The organism is Rhodococcus sp. USK10 (assembly GCF_019378875.1).
Classification (GTDB): Bacteria; Actinomycetota; Actinomycetes; order Mycobacteriales; family Mycobacteriaceae; genus Rhodococcus_F; species Rhodococcus_F pseudokoreensis.
In genome coordinates, this window is record NZ_CP076048.1 from 3,600,171 (window position 1) to 3,615,760 (window position 15,590).

At 63.4% G+C, this 15,590-nt stretch carries 12 protein-coding genes; 2 read left to right on the plus strand and 10 right to left on the minus strand.

Annotation, left to right across the window (positions count from 1 at the left end):
* Entirely contained in the window at nucleotides 1-183 is a 183-nt protein-coding gene (locus I1A62_RS23550) for a hypothetical protein (RefSeq protein ID WP_219460178.1), read from the minus strand.
* A 303-nt stretch (nucleotides 184-486) separates the two neighbouring features.
* Between I1A62_RS23550 and I1A62_RS23555 the strand changes: the two genes are divergently transcribed.
* The gene (locus tag I1A62_RS23555) at nucleotides 487-1,473 is read left to right on the plus strand and encodes a LuxR C-terminal-related transcriptional regulator (protein WP_257890962.1); all 987 of its coding nucleotides are present in this window, start codon (nucleotides 487-489) and stop codon (nucleotides 1,471-1,473) included.
* 69 nt (nucleotides 1,474-1,542) lie between these two features.
* Here I1A62_RS23555 and I1A62_RS23560 read toward each other — a convergent pair whose 3' ends face one another.
* The 5 genes from I1A62_RS23560 to I1A62_RS23580 all read right to left on the minus strand — a co-directional run bounded on the left by I1A62_RS23560 (nucleotide 1,543) and on the right by I1A62_RS23580 (nucleotide 9,793).
* Complete coding sequence (locus I1A62_RS23560) at nucleotides 1,543-2,973, minus strand: aldehyde dehydrogenase (RefSeq protein ID WP_219460182.1); 1,431 nt, start codon at nucleotides 2,971-2,973, stop codon at nucleotides 1,543-1,545.
* A 247-nt stretch (nucleotides 2,974-3,220) separates the two neighbouring features.
* Entirely contained in the window at nucleotides 3,221-4,711 is a 1,491-nt protein-coding gene (locus tag I1A62_RS23565) for an aldehyde dehydrogenase (protein WP_218271265.1), read from the minus strand.
* Between the two features lie 62 nt (nucleotides 4,712-4,773).
* Nucleotides 4,774-5,790, minus strand: coding sequence for an alcohol dehydrogenase catalytic domain-containing protein (locus I1A62_RS23570; RefSeq protein WP_219460184.1), 1,017 nt, complete (start codon nucleotides 5,788-5,790; stop codon nucleotides 4,774-4,776).
* A complete protein-coding gene (locus tag I1A62_RS23575; RefSeq protein ID WP_257890963.1) occupies nucleotides 5,790-7,724 on the minus strand; it encodes a hydantoinase B/oxoprolinase family protein in 1,935 nt (644 codons plus the stop codon). The genes I1A62_RS23570 and I1A62_RS23575 overlap by 1 nt, the downstream gene beginning before the upstream one ends.
* Nucleotides 7,725-7,750: 26 nt before the next feature.
* A complete protein-coding gene (locus I1A62_RS23580) occupies nucleotides 7,751-9,793 on the minus strand; it encodes a hydantoinase/oxoprolinase family protein (RefSeq protein ID WP_087559334.1) in 2,043 nt (680 codons plus the stop codon).
* 435 nt (nucleotides 9,794-10,228) lie between these two features.
* Here I1A62_RS23580 and I1A62_RS23585 point away from each other — a divergent pair, with 435 nt between their 5' ends.
* The gene (locus tag I1A62_RS23585) at nucleotides 10,229-11,209 is read left to right on the plus strand and encodes an AraC family transcriptional regulator (RefSeq protein ID WP_219460188.1); all 981 of its coding nucleotides are present in this window, start codon (nucleotides 10,229-10,231) and stop codon (nucleotides 11,207-11,209) included.
* A gap of 261 nt (nucleotides 11,210-11,470) precedes the next feature.
* On the opposite strand, the gene I1A62_RS23590 is transcribed toward I1A62_RS23585, so the two are convergent.
* The 4 genes from I1A62_RS23590 to I1A62_RS23605 form a co-directional block, all read right to left on the minus strand.
* Nucleotides 11,471-12,898 carry an MmgE/PrpD family protein gene (locus I1A62_RS23590; protein WP_219460191.1) on the minus strand — a complete coding sequence of 476 codons (1,428 nt, stop codon included), beginning with the start codon at nucleotides 12,896-12,898 and terminating at the stop codon, nucleotides 11,471-11,473.
* 49 nt (nucleotides 12,899-12,947) lie between these two features.
* The gene (locus I1A62_RS23595; protein ID WP_219460193.1) at nucleotides 12,948-14,411 is read right to left on the minus strand and encodes an aldehyde dehydrogenase family protein; all 1,464 of its coding nucleotides are present in this window, start codon (nucleotides 14,409-14,411) and stop codon (nucleotides 12,948-12,950) included.
* A gap of 107 nt (nucleotides 14,412-14,518) precedes the next feature.
* Complete coding sequence (locus tag I1A62_RS23600; protein ID WP_219460195.1) at nucleotides 14,519-15,283, minus strand: SDR family NAD(P)-dependent oxidoreductase; 765 nt, start codon at nucleotides 15,281-15,283, stop codon at nucleotides 14,519-14,521.
* Between the two features lie 37 nt (nucleotides 15,284-15,320).
* Nucleotides 15,321-15,581, minus strand: a complete 261-nt coding sequence (locus I1A62_RS23605) for a hypothetical protein (RefSeq protein ID WP_219460197.1) — start codon at nucleotides 15,579-15,581, stop codon at nucleotides 15,321-15,323.
* Nucleotides 15,582-15,590: the final 9 nt, after the last annotated feature.

Consider the following 15,590-nt stretch of genomic DNA (forward strand, 5'->3'; position numbering starts at 1 on the left):
TCATCTCCTGGTCTGTGGGTGGGGCGTGGCTTCGGCGACGGGGTTCGTCAGGTCGAGCAGGACTGCGACGTCCATGACGTTCTCCGGATCGAAGACGGCCTCGACGATCCATTCGGCAGCCGCGTCGGGCAGCACCCCGTCGACGTCGTGCCGGAACTTGGTAATCAGCTGTTCATCGGTCATGTCCGTCTCCGGGTCCGGCGACGGCACACCCTTCGGGTTCTGGCGGGGAGTGCGCTGTGCCGGCCGGAGGGCCAAGTGGTGACAATCAGTGTGAAGCCAGACACATCGGGCGACATCTGCCGTGGGTTCGATCTTCAGTACGACCTACGGACGATGTTTTAGATCGCGTATAGTATATTATCTGTGATATGAAACACGCCATGAGGCGACGTGGAGGCTGTGGTCATGCGATCGAGTGATAACCACCCCGTGCACGACGGCATACTGTCTCCGGACCTGTACGCAGAGGTCCGGTCAGTGGGCATGCACGCCGAAGCGGTCCTCGACCGCCCCTTCATCGAATACGGGGCGATGTCCACAGAGTCGGCGAAGCGAATACTCGATCGTGTGTGGACGGTCGCTCTCGGCGAGCTCACCCAGCTTCCGCCCACGACTACTCCTGGCCGAATTAGTTGCTTGACTTCACTGCTCGGCTCCGTCCGCAACCTCGAAAGCCGCGTCAACGAGTCGCGCGTGGCGGCGAGCGTCGAAGTGATGCGGTCGATCCACCGCTCCCTCGTACGATTACAGTCCGCCAAGACAGTCGACGAGTTACTCGGAAGCGCCGCTGAGGAAGTAATCACCATCGGTTTCGACCGCGCCCTGATCTCCACTGTGGAACGCGGGCGCTGGAATCTGCACACGATGGTAATCGAGAAGGACCCTCGCCTCGCCGACGAAATGGTGGCCGCCGGAAGAGAACATCCGCCGACCCTGGACGGCACTCTGGTGGAGTCGGACGTCGTTGACCGTGGTGAACCCGGTCTCGTCTACGACGTACAGGACAACCCCAGGGTGGATCGCACACTCGTGGCGATATCCGGGTGCACGTCCTACGGGGTCGCGCCGATCAACGTGGGCGGGCGGGTCATGGGTTTGGTCCATGCCGACGCTTACTATGCACGTCGTCCAGTCGACAACACCGATCAGTCAATCCTCAACCTTTTCGGCGAGGGTCTCGGCCACGCACTGGCCCGGGCTACCGTGCTGGAACGAGTGTCGGCGCTCACCACCACACTGTCCGACCTCACCGGAGGCGCAGTCTCGCCGACTGTGCACAATTCCTCATACGGTCTGTCCGGCCGCGAAGTCGAAGTACTCGAGCGGATGGCAGCCGGCGACAGCAATCGCATGATCGCCCGCCGCCTGACGATCTCCGAAGGCACCGTCAAGACCCACATCACGCATATCCTGCGCAAGCTGGATGCCGGCAACCGCGCCGAAGCGGTGGCGTATTGGCTGCGACGCTGACGCGTGTGCACGGCTCCGAAGCATCCCGAACGACGGTGGAGGCGAGGTCGATCGCCCCCCGCCGCATCGTCACTTGGCGCGGAACAGGGTCTTGTACTCGAGATAGGCGTCGAGCGCCTGTGGGCCGAGCTCGCGCCCCATCCCGCTATTCTTCACCCCACCGAACGGGGTTTCGATCGGCAGTGTCGAGGTGTTGATCCCCACGCTGCCGCTCACAATCCGCCGCGCCACCTCGGTGGCCTTCTCACGATCTGCGGAGAACACCCCACCGCCCAGGCCATACTCGGAATCGTTGGCGATCGCCACGGCTTCGTCGACCGTCTCGTACGACATCACTGCCAATACCGGGCCGAAAATCTCCTCACGCGCGATGCGCATGTTGTTGGTGACGTCGGTGAAAATGGTCGGCTCCACGTAATAGCCCCGCTCGAGACCTTCGGGTCGTCCACCACCCAAAACCACAGTGGCGCCCTCCGCGCGGCCGAGGGCAATGTACGACTCGACCCGTTCACGCTGGGGAGCATTGACCAACGGCCCGAACATGATCACCGGATCGCTGGGATCGCCTTGAGGGATCGAGCTCAGCGTCTCCTTCAGCATTTCGACGATCTCATCGTGACGGGACGAGGGCACCAGCACTCTGGTCAGTGCGCGGCAGGTCTGGCCGGTGTTCGGCGAGCACGCCGACATTACGAGCGGCCGGAAAACATCGAGGTTGACATCATCCAGAAGAATTCCGGCGGACTTACCGCCCAGTTCCAGAGTCACGCGCTTGAGTTGAGCTGCACATTCGGCGGCGATTGCCCGACCCGCGCGGGTGGAACCGGTGAATGCAATCTTTCGAACGCCTTGATCGGCAACCAAGGCCGCGCCCGTTTCTCGTCCTCCGGTGACGATGTTGACCACACCGTCGGGAACGTTCGCCTCGGTCAGAATCTGGGCGAGAATGAACGCATCGAGCGATGTCTCCTGCGCCGGCTTGATCACCACCGTGCAGCCCGCCGCCAATGCCGGACCCAGCTTCCAGGCGGTCAATGGCTGCGGACCGTTCCACGGGATGATCGCGCCGACCACGCCGACCGGCTCTCGCCGAACGATCGCATCACCACTGGCGGTTTCCACCAGTACTTCTGGTTCGAAGGCGTCGGCGAGATCGGCGAAGTAGCGGTAAACCACGGGCACCTGGGACTGCATGGCTCGGGCGATCGAGATCGGCGTTCCGTTCTGCCTGGTGACCAGTGCCGAGATCTCATCCATCCGCAATTCGAAGGCATTGGCGATCGCCCGCAACACGGTCGCGCGTTCGGCGGGGCTCTTCGCCGCCCAGGCCGGGGCGGCCGCTTCGGCTTCTCCGACGGCTGCTGCGATGTCACTGCCGTCACCGTCGGCGATCACCCCGATGACCTCTTCCGTGGCCGGGTCGATCACTGTGATTCGACCAGCGGAGTGTGAGTCCACTAGCTTCCCACCGATAAAATGCTGATGGTGCTCGATCATCATGTGATAGTTACCTCATTCCGGTGAACAGAATCTGGGGTCGTAGCTGTGAAAATCATCGTCGGGCTGTTTGACAGTGAATCTCATCGCTGTGTTGCCGTGCATCTGCCGCTGCTCGTATTGCGCATCGTCCGAAAGGGGGAGTTTGCGCCCGCGCTTCGATGAAGTCAGACCCGCCGACGGCGCGTGCGTCGGCGGGTCTGACTCCTCGGAAGAATCCGCAGCCTGATCGGACTACACCCTTACCCCATCAACCGAGGTTGATGTAGACCGCTTTCGGATAGAGGTAGCTTTCGACATGCTCCTTGGCGCCCTTCCAGCCGTACCCGCTCATTTTTGTGCCGCCGAATCCGACGGCCGGATCGAGTACGCCGTAGCAGTTGACCCATACCGTGCCCGCATTGATTCCGCGTGAGACCTTATGCGCAGTAGCCAAGTTTTGCGTCCACACCCCACCCGCCAGTCCGAAGGGTGTGTCGTTGGCGATGCGCAGCGCGTCTTCGGGTTCGTCGAATGGGATCACCGATGCGACGGGACCGAAAATTTCTTCCTGCGCGATCGTCATCTCGTTGGACGCACCCGCGAATACGGTTGGCTCCACGAAGAAGCCGTTCGCAAGTGCTCCACCGAGTCGGCCACCGCCGCTGGCCAACTGAGCGCCTTCGCCTCCGCCGATGTCGATGTAGTTCATGACGCGGTCGAGTTGCCGTTGTGAGATGAGTGGGCCGAGTTGCGTGTTCGGGTCCAGTCCATCTCCGACCTTGATCGTTTTCGTGAATTCTGTCATTCGCTCCACGAATTCGTCGTGGATCGAGCGCTGAACGAGTATGCGTGTGCCGGCGACGCATACCTGGCCGCTGTTGGTGTACACGCCCATGGACGCACCTGGAACGGCCTTGTCCAGATCGGCATCCGCGAAAATGATGTCCGGTGATTTGCCTCCCAGTTCCAACTGGAGACGCTTGAGGTTGCCTGCAGAGGCTCGGACGATCGACTGGGCTGTGCCGATGGACCCCGTGAACGCGATTCGGTCGATGTCCTTGTGTTCCGCCAATGCCTGTCCCGCGTCTCGACCGAATCCGGTCACAACGTTGATCACGCCGTCGGGTAGACCGGCTTCCGACATCAACTCCGCCACGCGTAGCACCGACAGTGATGCGTCTTCGGCGGGCTTGAGGACCGCGGTACAACCGGTGGCGAGCGCCGGCCCGAAGATCCACCACAGACCGATCAACGGCCCATTCCAGGGGATGATGCCACCCACCACACCTACAGGGGCAAGACTTCGCAGTGTGAGAAAATCACCTGGCAGCGAGTTCTCCGGAGTCGCTACGGTTCCGGCGCCACACTGTGAAGCGAAAAAGTGCAGAACTTGCGAGGTCCACTCTGCGAGCCCCTTCGTTCGCGACAGCGGAGCACCCATGTCGAGGGTTTCGATCAGAGCCAGTTCCTCGAAGTTCTCCAGAACGAGATCGTGAATCTTCAACATCAACTTGCGGCGCTGATGCGGAGTCCACCGGCTCCACTCACCTTCGAACGCCGACCGCGCCGCCGATACTGCGAGATCGATGTCGGTGCTGTCACTTGCTGCGATCTCGCACATCTTTCCGCCGGTAGCGGGATTGACGACATCTATTGTTCTTCCGGATGTAGCGTCGACCCACCTTCCACCGATCAGGTTCTTCTTTCTACCGGCGATGAAGTCGGGCCGGGGAGGTGAAAGCACTTCTTGTGTAGTCATAATGACTCCTTCTTGGTCTACCGCGTTCGCTCGTGATGTCACGTGAGTACGGACGGGACGTATCAGTCGAACTCGAAGACACCCTTGCCCGCGTCTTGCCTGTCGAACCACTCGTAGGCCTCGGCTGCCTGATCGATCGTCCAACGGTGCGAATACAGGTCGTCGACCGGCAGGTTGTGGGAGACCACGAAGTCGGCGCAGCGCGCTTGTTCGATGGACGACATGGTCCACGAGGTCATGACCGTCCACTGCTTCTTGTATACGGCCTGCGTCGTGAATTCCACGTCACCGGGCAATCCTGAGAAGCATGCCCGGCCGAATGTCCCCAGTACGCTGAAAGCATCTTTGGTCGCCCGCCCAGACGTCTCCATCACGACATCGGCCAAACGCCCACCGGTGTAGTCACTGACAACGTCGAACAACGATTCCTCACGAGAGTTCACGACGACGTCCGCACCGAAGTGTTTCGCGCGCTCCAACCGCGTCGCATCGATGTCCACGCCGATTACGGTCGCACCCATGGACGCCGCGAACATCGTGGCGGAAAGTCCGACTGGACCCTGGCCGATAACAACGGTGACGGTGTCACTGACTCCGCCGAGTCGCTTGATCGCACCCCAGGCAGTTCCTGTACCGCACCCGATCGCCGCGCCGGCTTTGAAGGACAGTTCGCTGGGCAGCGGCAGTATCGAAGTAACCGGTACGACTGCGAACGGTGCATGTCCCCCGTTGACGTGGACAGCCATCGTCTTGCCTTGACCTGTTTCACACATCTGTGGCCAGCCTGCGCGACAGCGCCTGCACATACCGCAACCGAAGTAGTGGTGGATCATGACGCGGTCGCCGACGGTTGCGGCGGTGGGCGCGACACCTTCACCGATTGCGTAGATCTCTCCGCACGGCTCGTGTCCCTGGATTACAGAGTGGTCGAAATCGAAATTGCCGTGATAAAAGTGCAGATCCGATCCGCACATCCCCGAGGCCCGGATCTTGACGACCACCTCGCCAGGGCCGGGCGTCGGCTCCGGCACGTCCTCCAGCACGGTAGTGCCATCACCTGGAAAAAGTACGCTCTTCATCACTGTGCCTTTCCACGGAGCGCATCGGTACCGGCAACGTCGATCCGCAGACCTTCCGGGTCGTTGCGTGGGTCACCGACGACGACGACGCCGTATTGTGTTGCAGCAGCCTCGATGCTGACGTACTCGTTGCGTACGTCGGCCAGTACTCGTTCGGGGTCTCGAGCGAAGGGATCACCCCAACCCCCACCTCCGTTCGTCAAACAGCGCAGGATGGTGTTCGGTGCGGTCGTCCATACCTGCTGACGTGCGAAATAGTTGTACTCGCCGATTTCGGGATCGAGCGCATGCGTCGACGGATCGAGAACGCCGGCGACCGGTTCGCTGTGTTCGTAGGCGCTGTCTGCGGTATCGAGGAGGCCTTGCACCGGGGCATCGGTCGTCGGTGGAAATAGCCACATCGCCCCGTTCGGTCCTGCATCGCCCCCGTTGGCGCCGACACCACTCGGCTTCTTCGTCCGGAAAGGCGACAAATAGTGCTGGCCGGCAGTCAGCCATAAGGTGTCTTTCAGATTCGCCGCTCCACCTCGGAACGTACCCGCGCCACCCGTGTCGATCGCGTGCTCTTTCCGCAGAACGACGACCGGTGAGTCGTGTTCGATCGTTTCGGTTGCCGGGTCGAGGTTGTTGAGGGTCAGAAGCACGGTGTAGCTGTCGCCGTCACCGGCCTTCGATGCACCCCACGGGCCGTGCTCCCCTCCACATTGGGTCGCGCTCGTCCATGGTGTGCCGTCCGGCCGCACGCCCGAGGCATTGTGGGTATTGGTGGAACCGTAGTCTCCGCCCACACCCTGCACTCCGAGAACAGGATTGAGCGCATCGAAGATTGCCGATGCGATCGCGCCCGAGGCCTCCCAGAACATCATGATGCCGCCGTCCGGGGGCAGCGAGGAGACGATAGTCCCAGCGGGAGCGGCGATGTCGATGTTTCGCCAGGTTCCGGATGTGAACGGAACTTTCGGATCCAGCAGGATGGTCAAGGCGACACCCACCGCAGTCTTTGCATCGAGTACCCCGCAGTTAATGCATGTCCGCGCTTGAGCCGAGGTCCCTGACAGATCGACCTCGATATCATCTCCTCGTTTGCGCACCAGCACGCGGACCGTGTAGTCGAGGGTGTCGTCCAATCCGTCCGCATCGATCAGCGCAGACCCGGCGTAGTCGCCGTCGGGAACGCGTCCGATAGCGTCGCGCATCCGTTCGGCCGACGTGTCGCACGAATAGTCGAGTGTCCCGAGGTAGGAGTCGAGTCCGTAGCGGTCGATGTTTTCCAGGATCAACCGCTCCCCGAGCTTCAGTTGCTGATAGATGCTCTTGAAGTCCGGGAGCAGCATTCCCCCCCATCGGGTGTTGTCGAAGATCAGGCTGAAGGTGGATCGGACCGGCTTGTCTTCCGACCACAACAACATCGGTGGGATGACGAGGCCATTCTCGTAGACGTTCGACTTGGTGGCCGAAAATCCGCCCGGTACCGTGCCACCCATGTCCAACTGGTGGGCGCACAGGTTGACGTAGGACACGATCTTTCCGTCCACGAAGACCGGGCGCGTGAACGCGACATCGTTGACGTGCCTGCCTCCGCGGTACGGGTCGTTGCAGATCAGAACATCTCCGGGGCGCAGATTTTCGGGGCCGTACTCCTCGACGGCGTTGCGAACCGCGTCACCCATGGTTCCCAGGAAGACGACGAGGCTGTTGCTCACGACGGCCATCGGGTAGTCCCGGTCCGCCGGGCCACTGATGGTGCACGCGAAGTCGTACCAATCGCGGATGATCGGAGAGAACGCCTCTCGCATGAAACCGGTGGACATATGCTCTACGGCGTATCGCAGCCGGTTCAAGATTACGGATGCGCTGAAGCGGTCGCACCCGTAGGTGTCCTTGAATTCGCTGTCGCTGAGGTCGCGAAGTCGCCGAGTCGATTCCGGCGACACGGCCGGGACGGTCAGAGTGGACATAGCTATTTCCTCCGAATGATCAGTTCGCCGTACTCGCCGACGGTCGCCTGCTGGCCGGCGCCCACATGGGTGGTGGACAGTCCCTCGTCGATGATGGTCGGGCCGGGAAGCACATCACCCGCGCGCAGCGTCGACCGCTCGTATACGTGCGCCTCCTGAGCGCCGTCGCCGCCCCCATCGATGTCGCCGAGGAAACGCAGTGTGGTTGTGCGCACCGGCATTAGGGGCTCGTCGGCTCGGCGAACGGGGACATGTGGGAACTCGATTTTCGACGTCTCGACCACGGCGCGTATCCGAAATGTCACGCCTTCGACCGGCATGGCCTCGAAACGGTTGCCGGAACGACTCTCATACGTGTCGTGGAACGAGGTCACCATCGTCGCTACGGCGTCTGCGTCGATCACGCCGTCGGGTACCGGCACGAACGGTGTATCCCAACTTTGACCGACGAGATGCGCGTCCATGCTGCGGAGGAAGGTCACCGCGGTGGTATCACCTACCTGTTCGCGGAGCTGAGTCTCCATTTCGGTGAACACCGCGTCGATCGACGGTGCCTCGTCCGGCGACAGCAGCAGGTATGCGCTTCGGTTGACCGTGAACACCTGGTCGGCGGCCAGCAGACCGATAGCCGAGAACAGACCGGGATTCGGCGGCACGATCACCTGCTTGCAATGCACGGTGTCGAGAACGGCGGGTAACAACATCGGTCCGGCTGCACCGAAGGCGACGAGACTGTAATCACGCGGGTCGACGCCGTTCTTGATGGCGACATTGAACACGCCTTCGGCCATGTTGTTGACCGCCATCTCGTACGCGTAGCGGACTCGCTGTGCGAGGCTGAAGTCGGTGTCGAGCCCTTCGAACGCACGCTCGGAGGCCGTGATGTCAAGATCGAGTTCACCGCCGGCAAAACCTTCCGGTTCGATGATTCCGATCATCAGACACGTGTCTGTGGTCGTGGGTACGGTACCGCCGCGCCCGTAGCACGCGGGGCCCGGCTGTGCCCGCGCACTGTCGGGACCAACCAGAATTTCCCCGGACTGGCCGATCGCGACGATGCTTCCGCCACCGGCGCCGATGCTGGAGATGTCGTTGGCGAGTGCGTTGACGACCAGATCATGTTCCAGTTCGAAACTGGTGTTGACGAACGGAGCCCCGCCCGTTACTACGCTGATGTCGCACGAGGTTCCGCCGACATCGGCACACAGTAGGTCGGTTTCACCGATGAGGTCGCCGAAGTGAGCGCATGCGACTGTGCCTGCGGCCGGTCCCGAGAACACGATCCTGAACGGCAGGTCCATTGCGCGCGAGGCGGGAACGAGGGTTGCCGCGCAGTCTGCAAAGTTGAGCTGCCCGGTGAAGCCGAGTTCGGTCAACCCTTCTCCCAAGCTCGCCGAGTACTTGGTGTAAATGATTTTCATCAAGGTGTCGATCACGGTCGTCGATGCGCGTGCGTACTCTTTGGCGAGGGGCGACACCTCACTGGAGATGGAGCACGGGACGTCGCCGAGCACCTCGGTGACCAGCTCGCGTAGCCGGATTTCGTGGACGGGGTTGACGTACGCGTTGATGAGGCAGATCGCCACCCCGGTCACATCGCACCTGCGCAGAACTTCCAGCTCCGCACGGGCCTGCTCCTCGTCCAATTCGAAAAGCACGCTTCCATCGGAAGTGAGCCTTTCGCGGATGCCTCGGCGGAGGTAGCGATCGACGATCGGCCTCGATGCGTCGCCGAAACTGCGGCGCCAATGCGGATCGAGTATCGCTTCCGTGGGTCGCCAGACCCGTCCCATGTCGAGAATGTCGCGATGTCCCTCGGTGGTCAAGAAACCGATTTTGGGTAGCTTTCGAGTGATGACCGCGTTGAGGCCGTGGGTGCTGGCGTGGTTGAAGACGGCCGAGCCTTCGACTCCGAGCAGCTGCGCGCCCTTGAGCACCGGTCCTGCGACCTCGGTGTAGTCGGTAGACACCTTGGTGGTCAGAATCTTGCCGTCGCGCCATGCGACGACATCGGTGAAGGTGCCCCCTACGTCGACTGCAATCATATTGTCGTACTCCTCGATGGTTGGCGATTAAACGAGATCGGCGAGCAGCTGGATGTGTCCAAGACGCGACCACCGCTCACGCTCGACGGAATGGAGACAGTTCTGACACTTGACGACGTGGAGCCAGCCGGTCTCGGCGACGACGGGATACGCGCGCAGCTTCTCCTGCCCGCATCGGGGGCACGCCCCTTCTCTCGGGATCCTGTCGACTTCAAGCCGTGGGGCTTCGTGCGTGGGTTCTGACATGATCGAGTCCTCCTGTGGCAGCGACGGTTTAGTCGCAGAACGCTGATTCACAACGTTAAGCAGGAGAGATGCGGGTCACAATCCTCAGAGCGAAGCCGCGGTGTCCACGATGCGAAGGTGGCGCATTCCGCTGGTAAGGCATAATATATTTACTAGGTGTGATACGGGTCACCACAGGAAGGAAGGGTCTTGCTACAGGTAGCAGCGGCGTCGAGCCTCCAAAAGTTTCGAACCGGCGATGCCGACGTCGCCCACAGACACGTAGCCACGACCTTTGCGAACCACGAGTTGGAATTGGACGATCGGCAGCCGGTCGACTTTCGTCTCGACACGATTTCGCCGGGACGCCTGACGCTGGGTCGCATGTCCTACGGGGCGGCGGCCATTCTCAACGGTCCGCCGATGCGATCCTGCTATCACGTCAACTTCTTGATAGAGGGCAGCAGTGTCGTCGAGCAGCGGGGCGTCCGGAGGAACTTGGATGCGAGGCGAGATGGCGTTGTCTTCGTACCCGATGCGCCCGTGATGATCAATTGGAGCGCGGACGCAACGCAATATCATCTGAAGCTGCCCATCGACACGCTGGAGACCCATGCGGGTACATTGCTCGGCCGACCGGAGAAGCAGGAAGTCAGCTTCGACTTGACCTTCGATACGGCTGCTGGAACAGGTAGGTCGCTCCTCGCCGCCGTGAAGTTCCTCTACCGAGAACTCGCGCGTGAGGGAGGGATAGCCACGATGCCTCTCGCACGTCACGACTTCGAATCGTCGCTCATGACCCAACTGCTGCTCACCGTTCCGAATCAGCTGACAGAAGCACTGGTCGGGCCGTCCCCGCGCGCTGGGTCGCCAACGGTGCGCCACCTGATCGACTTCATCGACGCACACCCCGACGAGGCTATTACGACCGCCGACCTTGCCGCCAAGGCAGGCGTGACCGCACGGGCCTTGCAACTCGGATTTCAGCAGGCCGTTGGAATGCCGCCCAGTGAGTACGTACGTTCGGTGCGGCTCGATCGAGTCCGCACCGATTTGGCGACGGGTCGATCGGAATCGGTGAGCGCTTCTGCCGCACGGTGGGGGTTTTTCCACCTCGGTAGGTTCGCCCGGCAGTACCGCGAAAAGTTCGGCGAATTGCCCTCCGAGACACTGAACCGCTCGAAAAGGTGATCGGAGAACGGAACGGCCGGAAGCAGCTGGGTGGTGAGGCAGGTCGTACCGTGCCGTGCCGGTGAATTCCGTTACAAGCCATACATTTCGGCGAACAATACGTCGTGGGGGGTGAATTGACTCCGAGGGAACTCGGGGCTGCACGAGCATGCACCCGCCGGCAGAGGGAGCCCGGGTGAAGACTGTAATGAGTGCCTGCACAGAACCGCGCCGCTCTCGCGGTCGAAATCTCCCACAAGAGCGGCGCAGTATTCCATCCGATCAGTCAGCGGAGTTGGGCTGCAGTCGGTTCTGGATCGTCGAGATGTCGTCGACGTTCTCGAGGTCGTACACGGCCTCGACGACCGCGGCCGCGTCTGCGTCGCTCACGACGCCGTCGACGTTGTGCCGGAATTTCGCGATCAGTTCGTCGTCGGTCATGTACGTGACCGGGTCGGGAGACGGACTGCCCTTGGGGTAGCCGCGTTCACCGGAGAACGTGGTGCCGCGCGCGTGGATCTCGACGCGCGAGCGGCGTGCGGCCGGGTTACTCGCCAGCGCCGCCGTGTAATCGGGGTGTTCCTGGAACGTCGTCTTCGTGGTGAGTGCGAGGACGGACGGATCGAGGACCGCTTCCGGTGTCTGCCAGTCCTTTCCGGGAGGAATCCGGTGGGCGGCGAGCGCGAGGCCGTGGGTCATGCTGAACTGGGCGTCGCGCGGATTGCGGATGGTCTCGTTGACCCACACCGGCTGCATCACGAAGCTCTCGCCCCAGGCGTCGATGGCGTCGATCTCGCCGGGCGCGAGGTCGTTGGCCTCGACGATCTCGGTGAGGGCATCGAACAGCGCGTGCATCACCCGGCAGTGGGGGTAGGGCTTGAACGACTGGAACGGGGTGAAGGTCCACTCCGACCCCAGGCCTGCCGTGATCGGCGCCGGCTCCCAACGCGACGTCCCGATGAACCGGGGGAAGCCGTACTCGCGGTCGTCGAGCATCTGCCGGTCACCGGTGTGCCCGAGTTCGGCCAGGTTCGCGGCCGTCACCGCGGACAGGGCCATGCCTCCCGCGAGCTGGTATTTGATGGTGGTCGACGGCGCGTGCATCATCCACGCGCGCTGGGTGTTGGTGGGCATCGTCGAGCCCATGATGCCGAGCGCATCGGCCAGCGTCTCGCCGGAGAATCCCTTGACGACACCGATCGCGGCCGCGGCACCGAACAGCGTGCTGCTGTAGCCGATGACCTTGGGGATCGTGACCACGCCGTCTTTGATGTCGCGCAGATAGTCGGTGGCCTTGCCGATGCGGTACGACATCTCGTGCGCGACCGCTATCGCCGTGAGCAGCCGCTCACCCGAGGAGTGCAGGGCCTCGGCGGTCGCCAGCGCACCGGGGACGACGTACGGCGTCACGTGGCCGGGCGGCAGCACCGCGTCCTGGTCGAGCGCGTTGACCAGTTCGGCGTTGGCAAACGCCGCGCCTGGCACCGACGTCTTCGTGCCCGTCCCGAGGATCGACGCCGAACCGCCGGAGCCGCCCAGGATCCGGCCGTACTCGACCCCTCGTTGCGCACCCGCGTCGCCGAGCGACGCCACCGCACAGCCCAGGGTGTCCAGCAGAATGCGCTTGGACTCGGAAACCACGTCCTTCGGAAGTGACCGTCCGTCGGCGCCGGCGGCGAAATCCGCGAGGTCTTCGACAATTGTTGGCATCAGGTTCGTCCTCTTCATTTCTGTTGCTGGGTTCTTGACGTCGGTGCGGTTACAAGGGCCACTGGAGGTGTTTGACTTCGAAGAACTCGCGGAGGCCTTCCTCGCCGCCCTCGCGGCCGATGCCGCTGTGCCCGGGACCGCCCCAGGGGGCGTCGGCTCGCATCCCACCACCACCGTTGATGGTGACGGTCCCCGACCGCAGACGACGCGCGAACGCCAACGCCTCCGCCGTCGGCCCCCACACGTTGGCGTTGAGGGCGTACCGGACACCGTTCGCCATCCGCACCGCCTCGTCCAGATCGGTGTACGGCATCACCACCGCGACCGGGGCGAACAGTTCCTCCTGCGCGATCTCCGCCTCGTTCGTCACCCCGGTCACCAGGGTCGGCTCCAGGAAGAACCCGTCGTCGAGACCGGCAGGCCGGCCGCCACCGACTGGCACCCGGGCACCGCGCTCCACGGCCCGCGCCAGGAACCCCTCCACGTTCATCCGATGCTCGGCGGTGATCAGTGGCCCCAGCACCGTGCCCGGCAGATGCGGATCACCGACCGTCAGGCTCTGCAGGAACTGCCCCGATCGTTCGACGTACTCGTCGAAATCGGCGTGGGGCACCAGGGTGCGGGTCGTCGCCCCACACGCCTGACCGCTGTTGCGGGTGAAGCGCAACGCCGACGCCGGCACCGCCGCCGCGAGGTCGGTGCCCGGCAGCACGATGTTCGGGGACTTGCCGCCGAGTTCGAGAACGACCTTCTTCAGCGTCGGTGCCGCCAACGTCAAGATTTTGCTGCCGACGGCCGCGGATCCGGTGAACGTCACCATGTCGACCTCCGGGGCGGCGACCACCTGCGCGGTCACCTCCGGCGGCCCGAACACCAGGTTGACCGCACCCGGCGGGAATCCCGCCTCCTCGATCAGCCGCACAATCGCCGCCGTGAGCAGCACCGCCTTCGGGGAGGTGACCAGGACGGCCGAGCATCCCGACGCCAGCGCGGGCCCGAGTTTGTACGCGCACATCATCACCGGGACGTTGTAGGCGACGATCGCGGCGACCACCCCGGCCGGATCCCGCACCAGCATGCTGCTCGACGTGATGGGGTCGTGGTGCAGCGGCAGCGGCTGCTCGTAGCCTTCTCGCGGTCCGCGGGCGGCGGCATCGGCGAACCACCGGAAGAACCGCACCGGCAGATCCACGTGCAACGTCGCGGCGCTGCTGACCGGGGTGCCGATCTCGGTGGCGGCGAGGTCGACGATCCGGTCCCGGTCCCGGTCGAGCAGATCCGCCAACCGGTGCAACAGGACACCCCGTTCGCCCGGTGTGAGGCGACTCCACGCGCCGCCGTCGAACGCCTCCCTGGCCGCGGACACGGCCGCCGCGACCTGCCTGTGACTCGTCGCCGGGGTCAGCGCCAACTGCCGGCCCGTCGTCGGGTCGACGGAGGCGAACGGCTCCCCCTCACCCGCGAGCCACCGCCCCCCGATGTGGCATTCGGCCTCGACTATCGCTGCGGTCATGACAATGAACCTCTGTCTCTCGATCTCGCACGGCGCCTTGCACGGCTCGACGCCGGACAAGGGACACCATACTCAATATATTATGTTCTTACTGGCGTTCTGCGCGGCTATCCCGCCATGTATCCGCCGTCGACGACGAACGAACCGCCGGTTGCATAGCCGGCGCGATCGGAGAGGAGCCAGCACGCCATCTCGGCGATGTCGTCGGGCTGGGCGAGGGCGCCGAAGGGAATTCGGGCCATGATGGTGGCCCCGCTGCGGCGCTTGGCGTCCTTCATCAAGTCGGTGTCGGTATAGCCCGGGCACACCGCGTTGATCCGGATCGTCGGCGCGTATTCGATTGCGGCAGTCTTGGTCAGGCCGACGACGCCATGTTTGGCCGCCGCGTACCCGGCTGTGGTCCTGAATCCGGTGAGACCCGCGAGCGACGCCGTGTTCACGATGGCGCCCCCACCCTGCGCCACCATCTGCTTCAACTGCGCGCGCATACAGAGCCATACGCCCTTGAGGTTTACCGCGACCGCGCGGTCGAATGCGTCCTCGTCCCACTCCGCAACGGATCTGCCTCCCTGGCCGATCTGCCCGCCGCTCACCCCGGCGTTGTTGAACGCGCCATCCAGGCGGCCGTAATGGTCCACGGCCGCGGCGACCATCGCGTCCACGGAGGCTCCGACCGTGAGGTCGGCGGGAAGCGCGATCGCCTCGCCGCCGGCAGCGCGCACGAGTTCCACCGTCGCCCCGACGCCCTCCTCGGACACGTCGGTCGCCGCGACCCGGGAGCCTTCCTTCGCCGCCAGCAGGGACGTCGCGCGCCCGATCCCTCCCGCAGCGCCGGTGACGAGTACTACTTTCCCGTCGAGTAATCCTGACATTTCCGTCCTTCTTCTGAGCCGATGTTGTGGTGGCGATCTATCCGACGCGGGATGCCGGCCAGTCGCGTGCCGGCGAACGCCACGCGGGCCAGTTGTCCTCCGGCTCCGGACGTGTCACCGACACGTGGTGAAAGCACTCCTGACACTTGACGACCATGCGGGGGCCGAGATGGTTCGCCACGGGGTAGCGGGCGAGACTCGTTGCGCCGCAGGCCGGGCAGGCGCCGTCGACGGCGTTGCGTTCGACGTAGACACGGTCGGTCTCGGGGCGGGGGAACAGTAGCCGGTCGACAGCCATGGGTTTCCT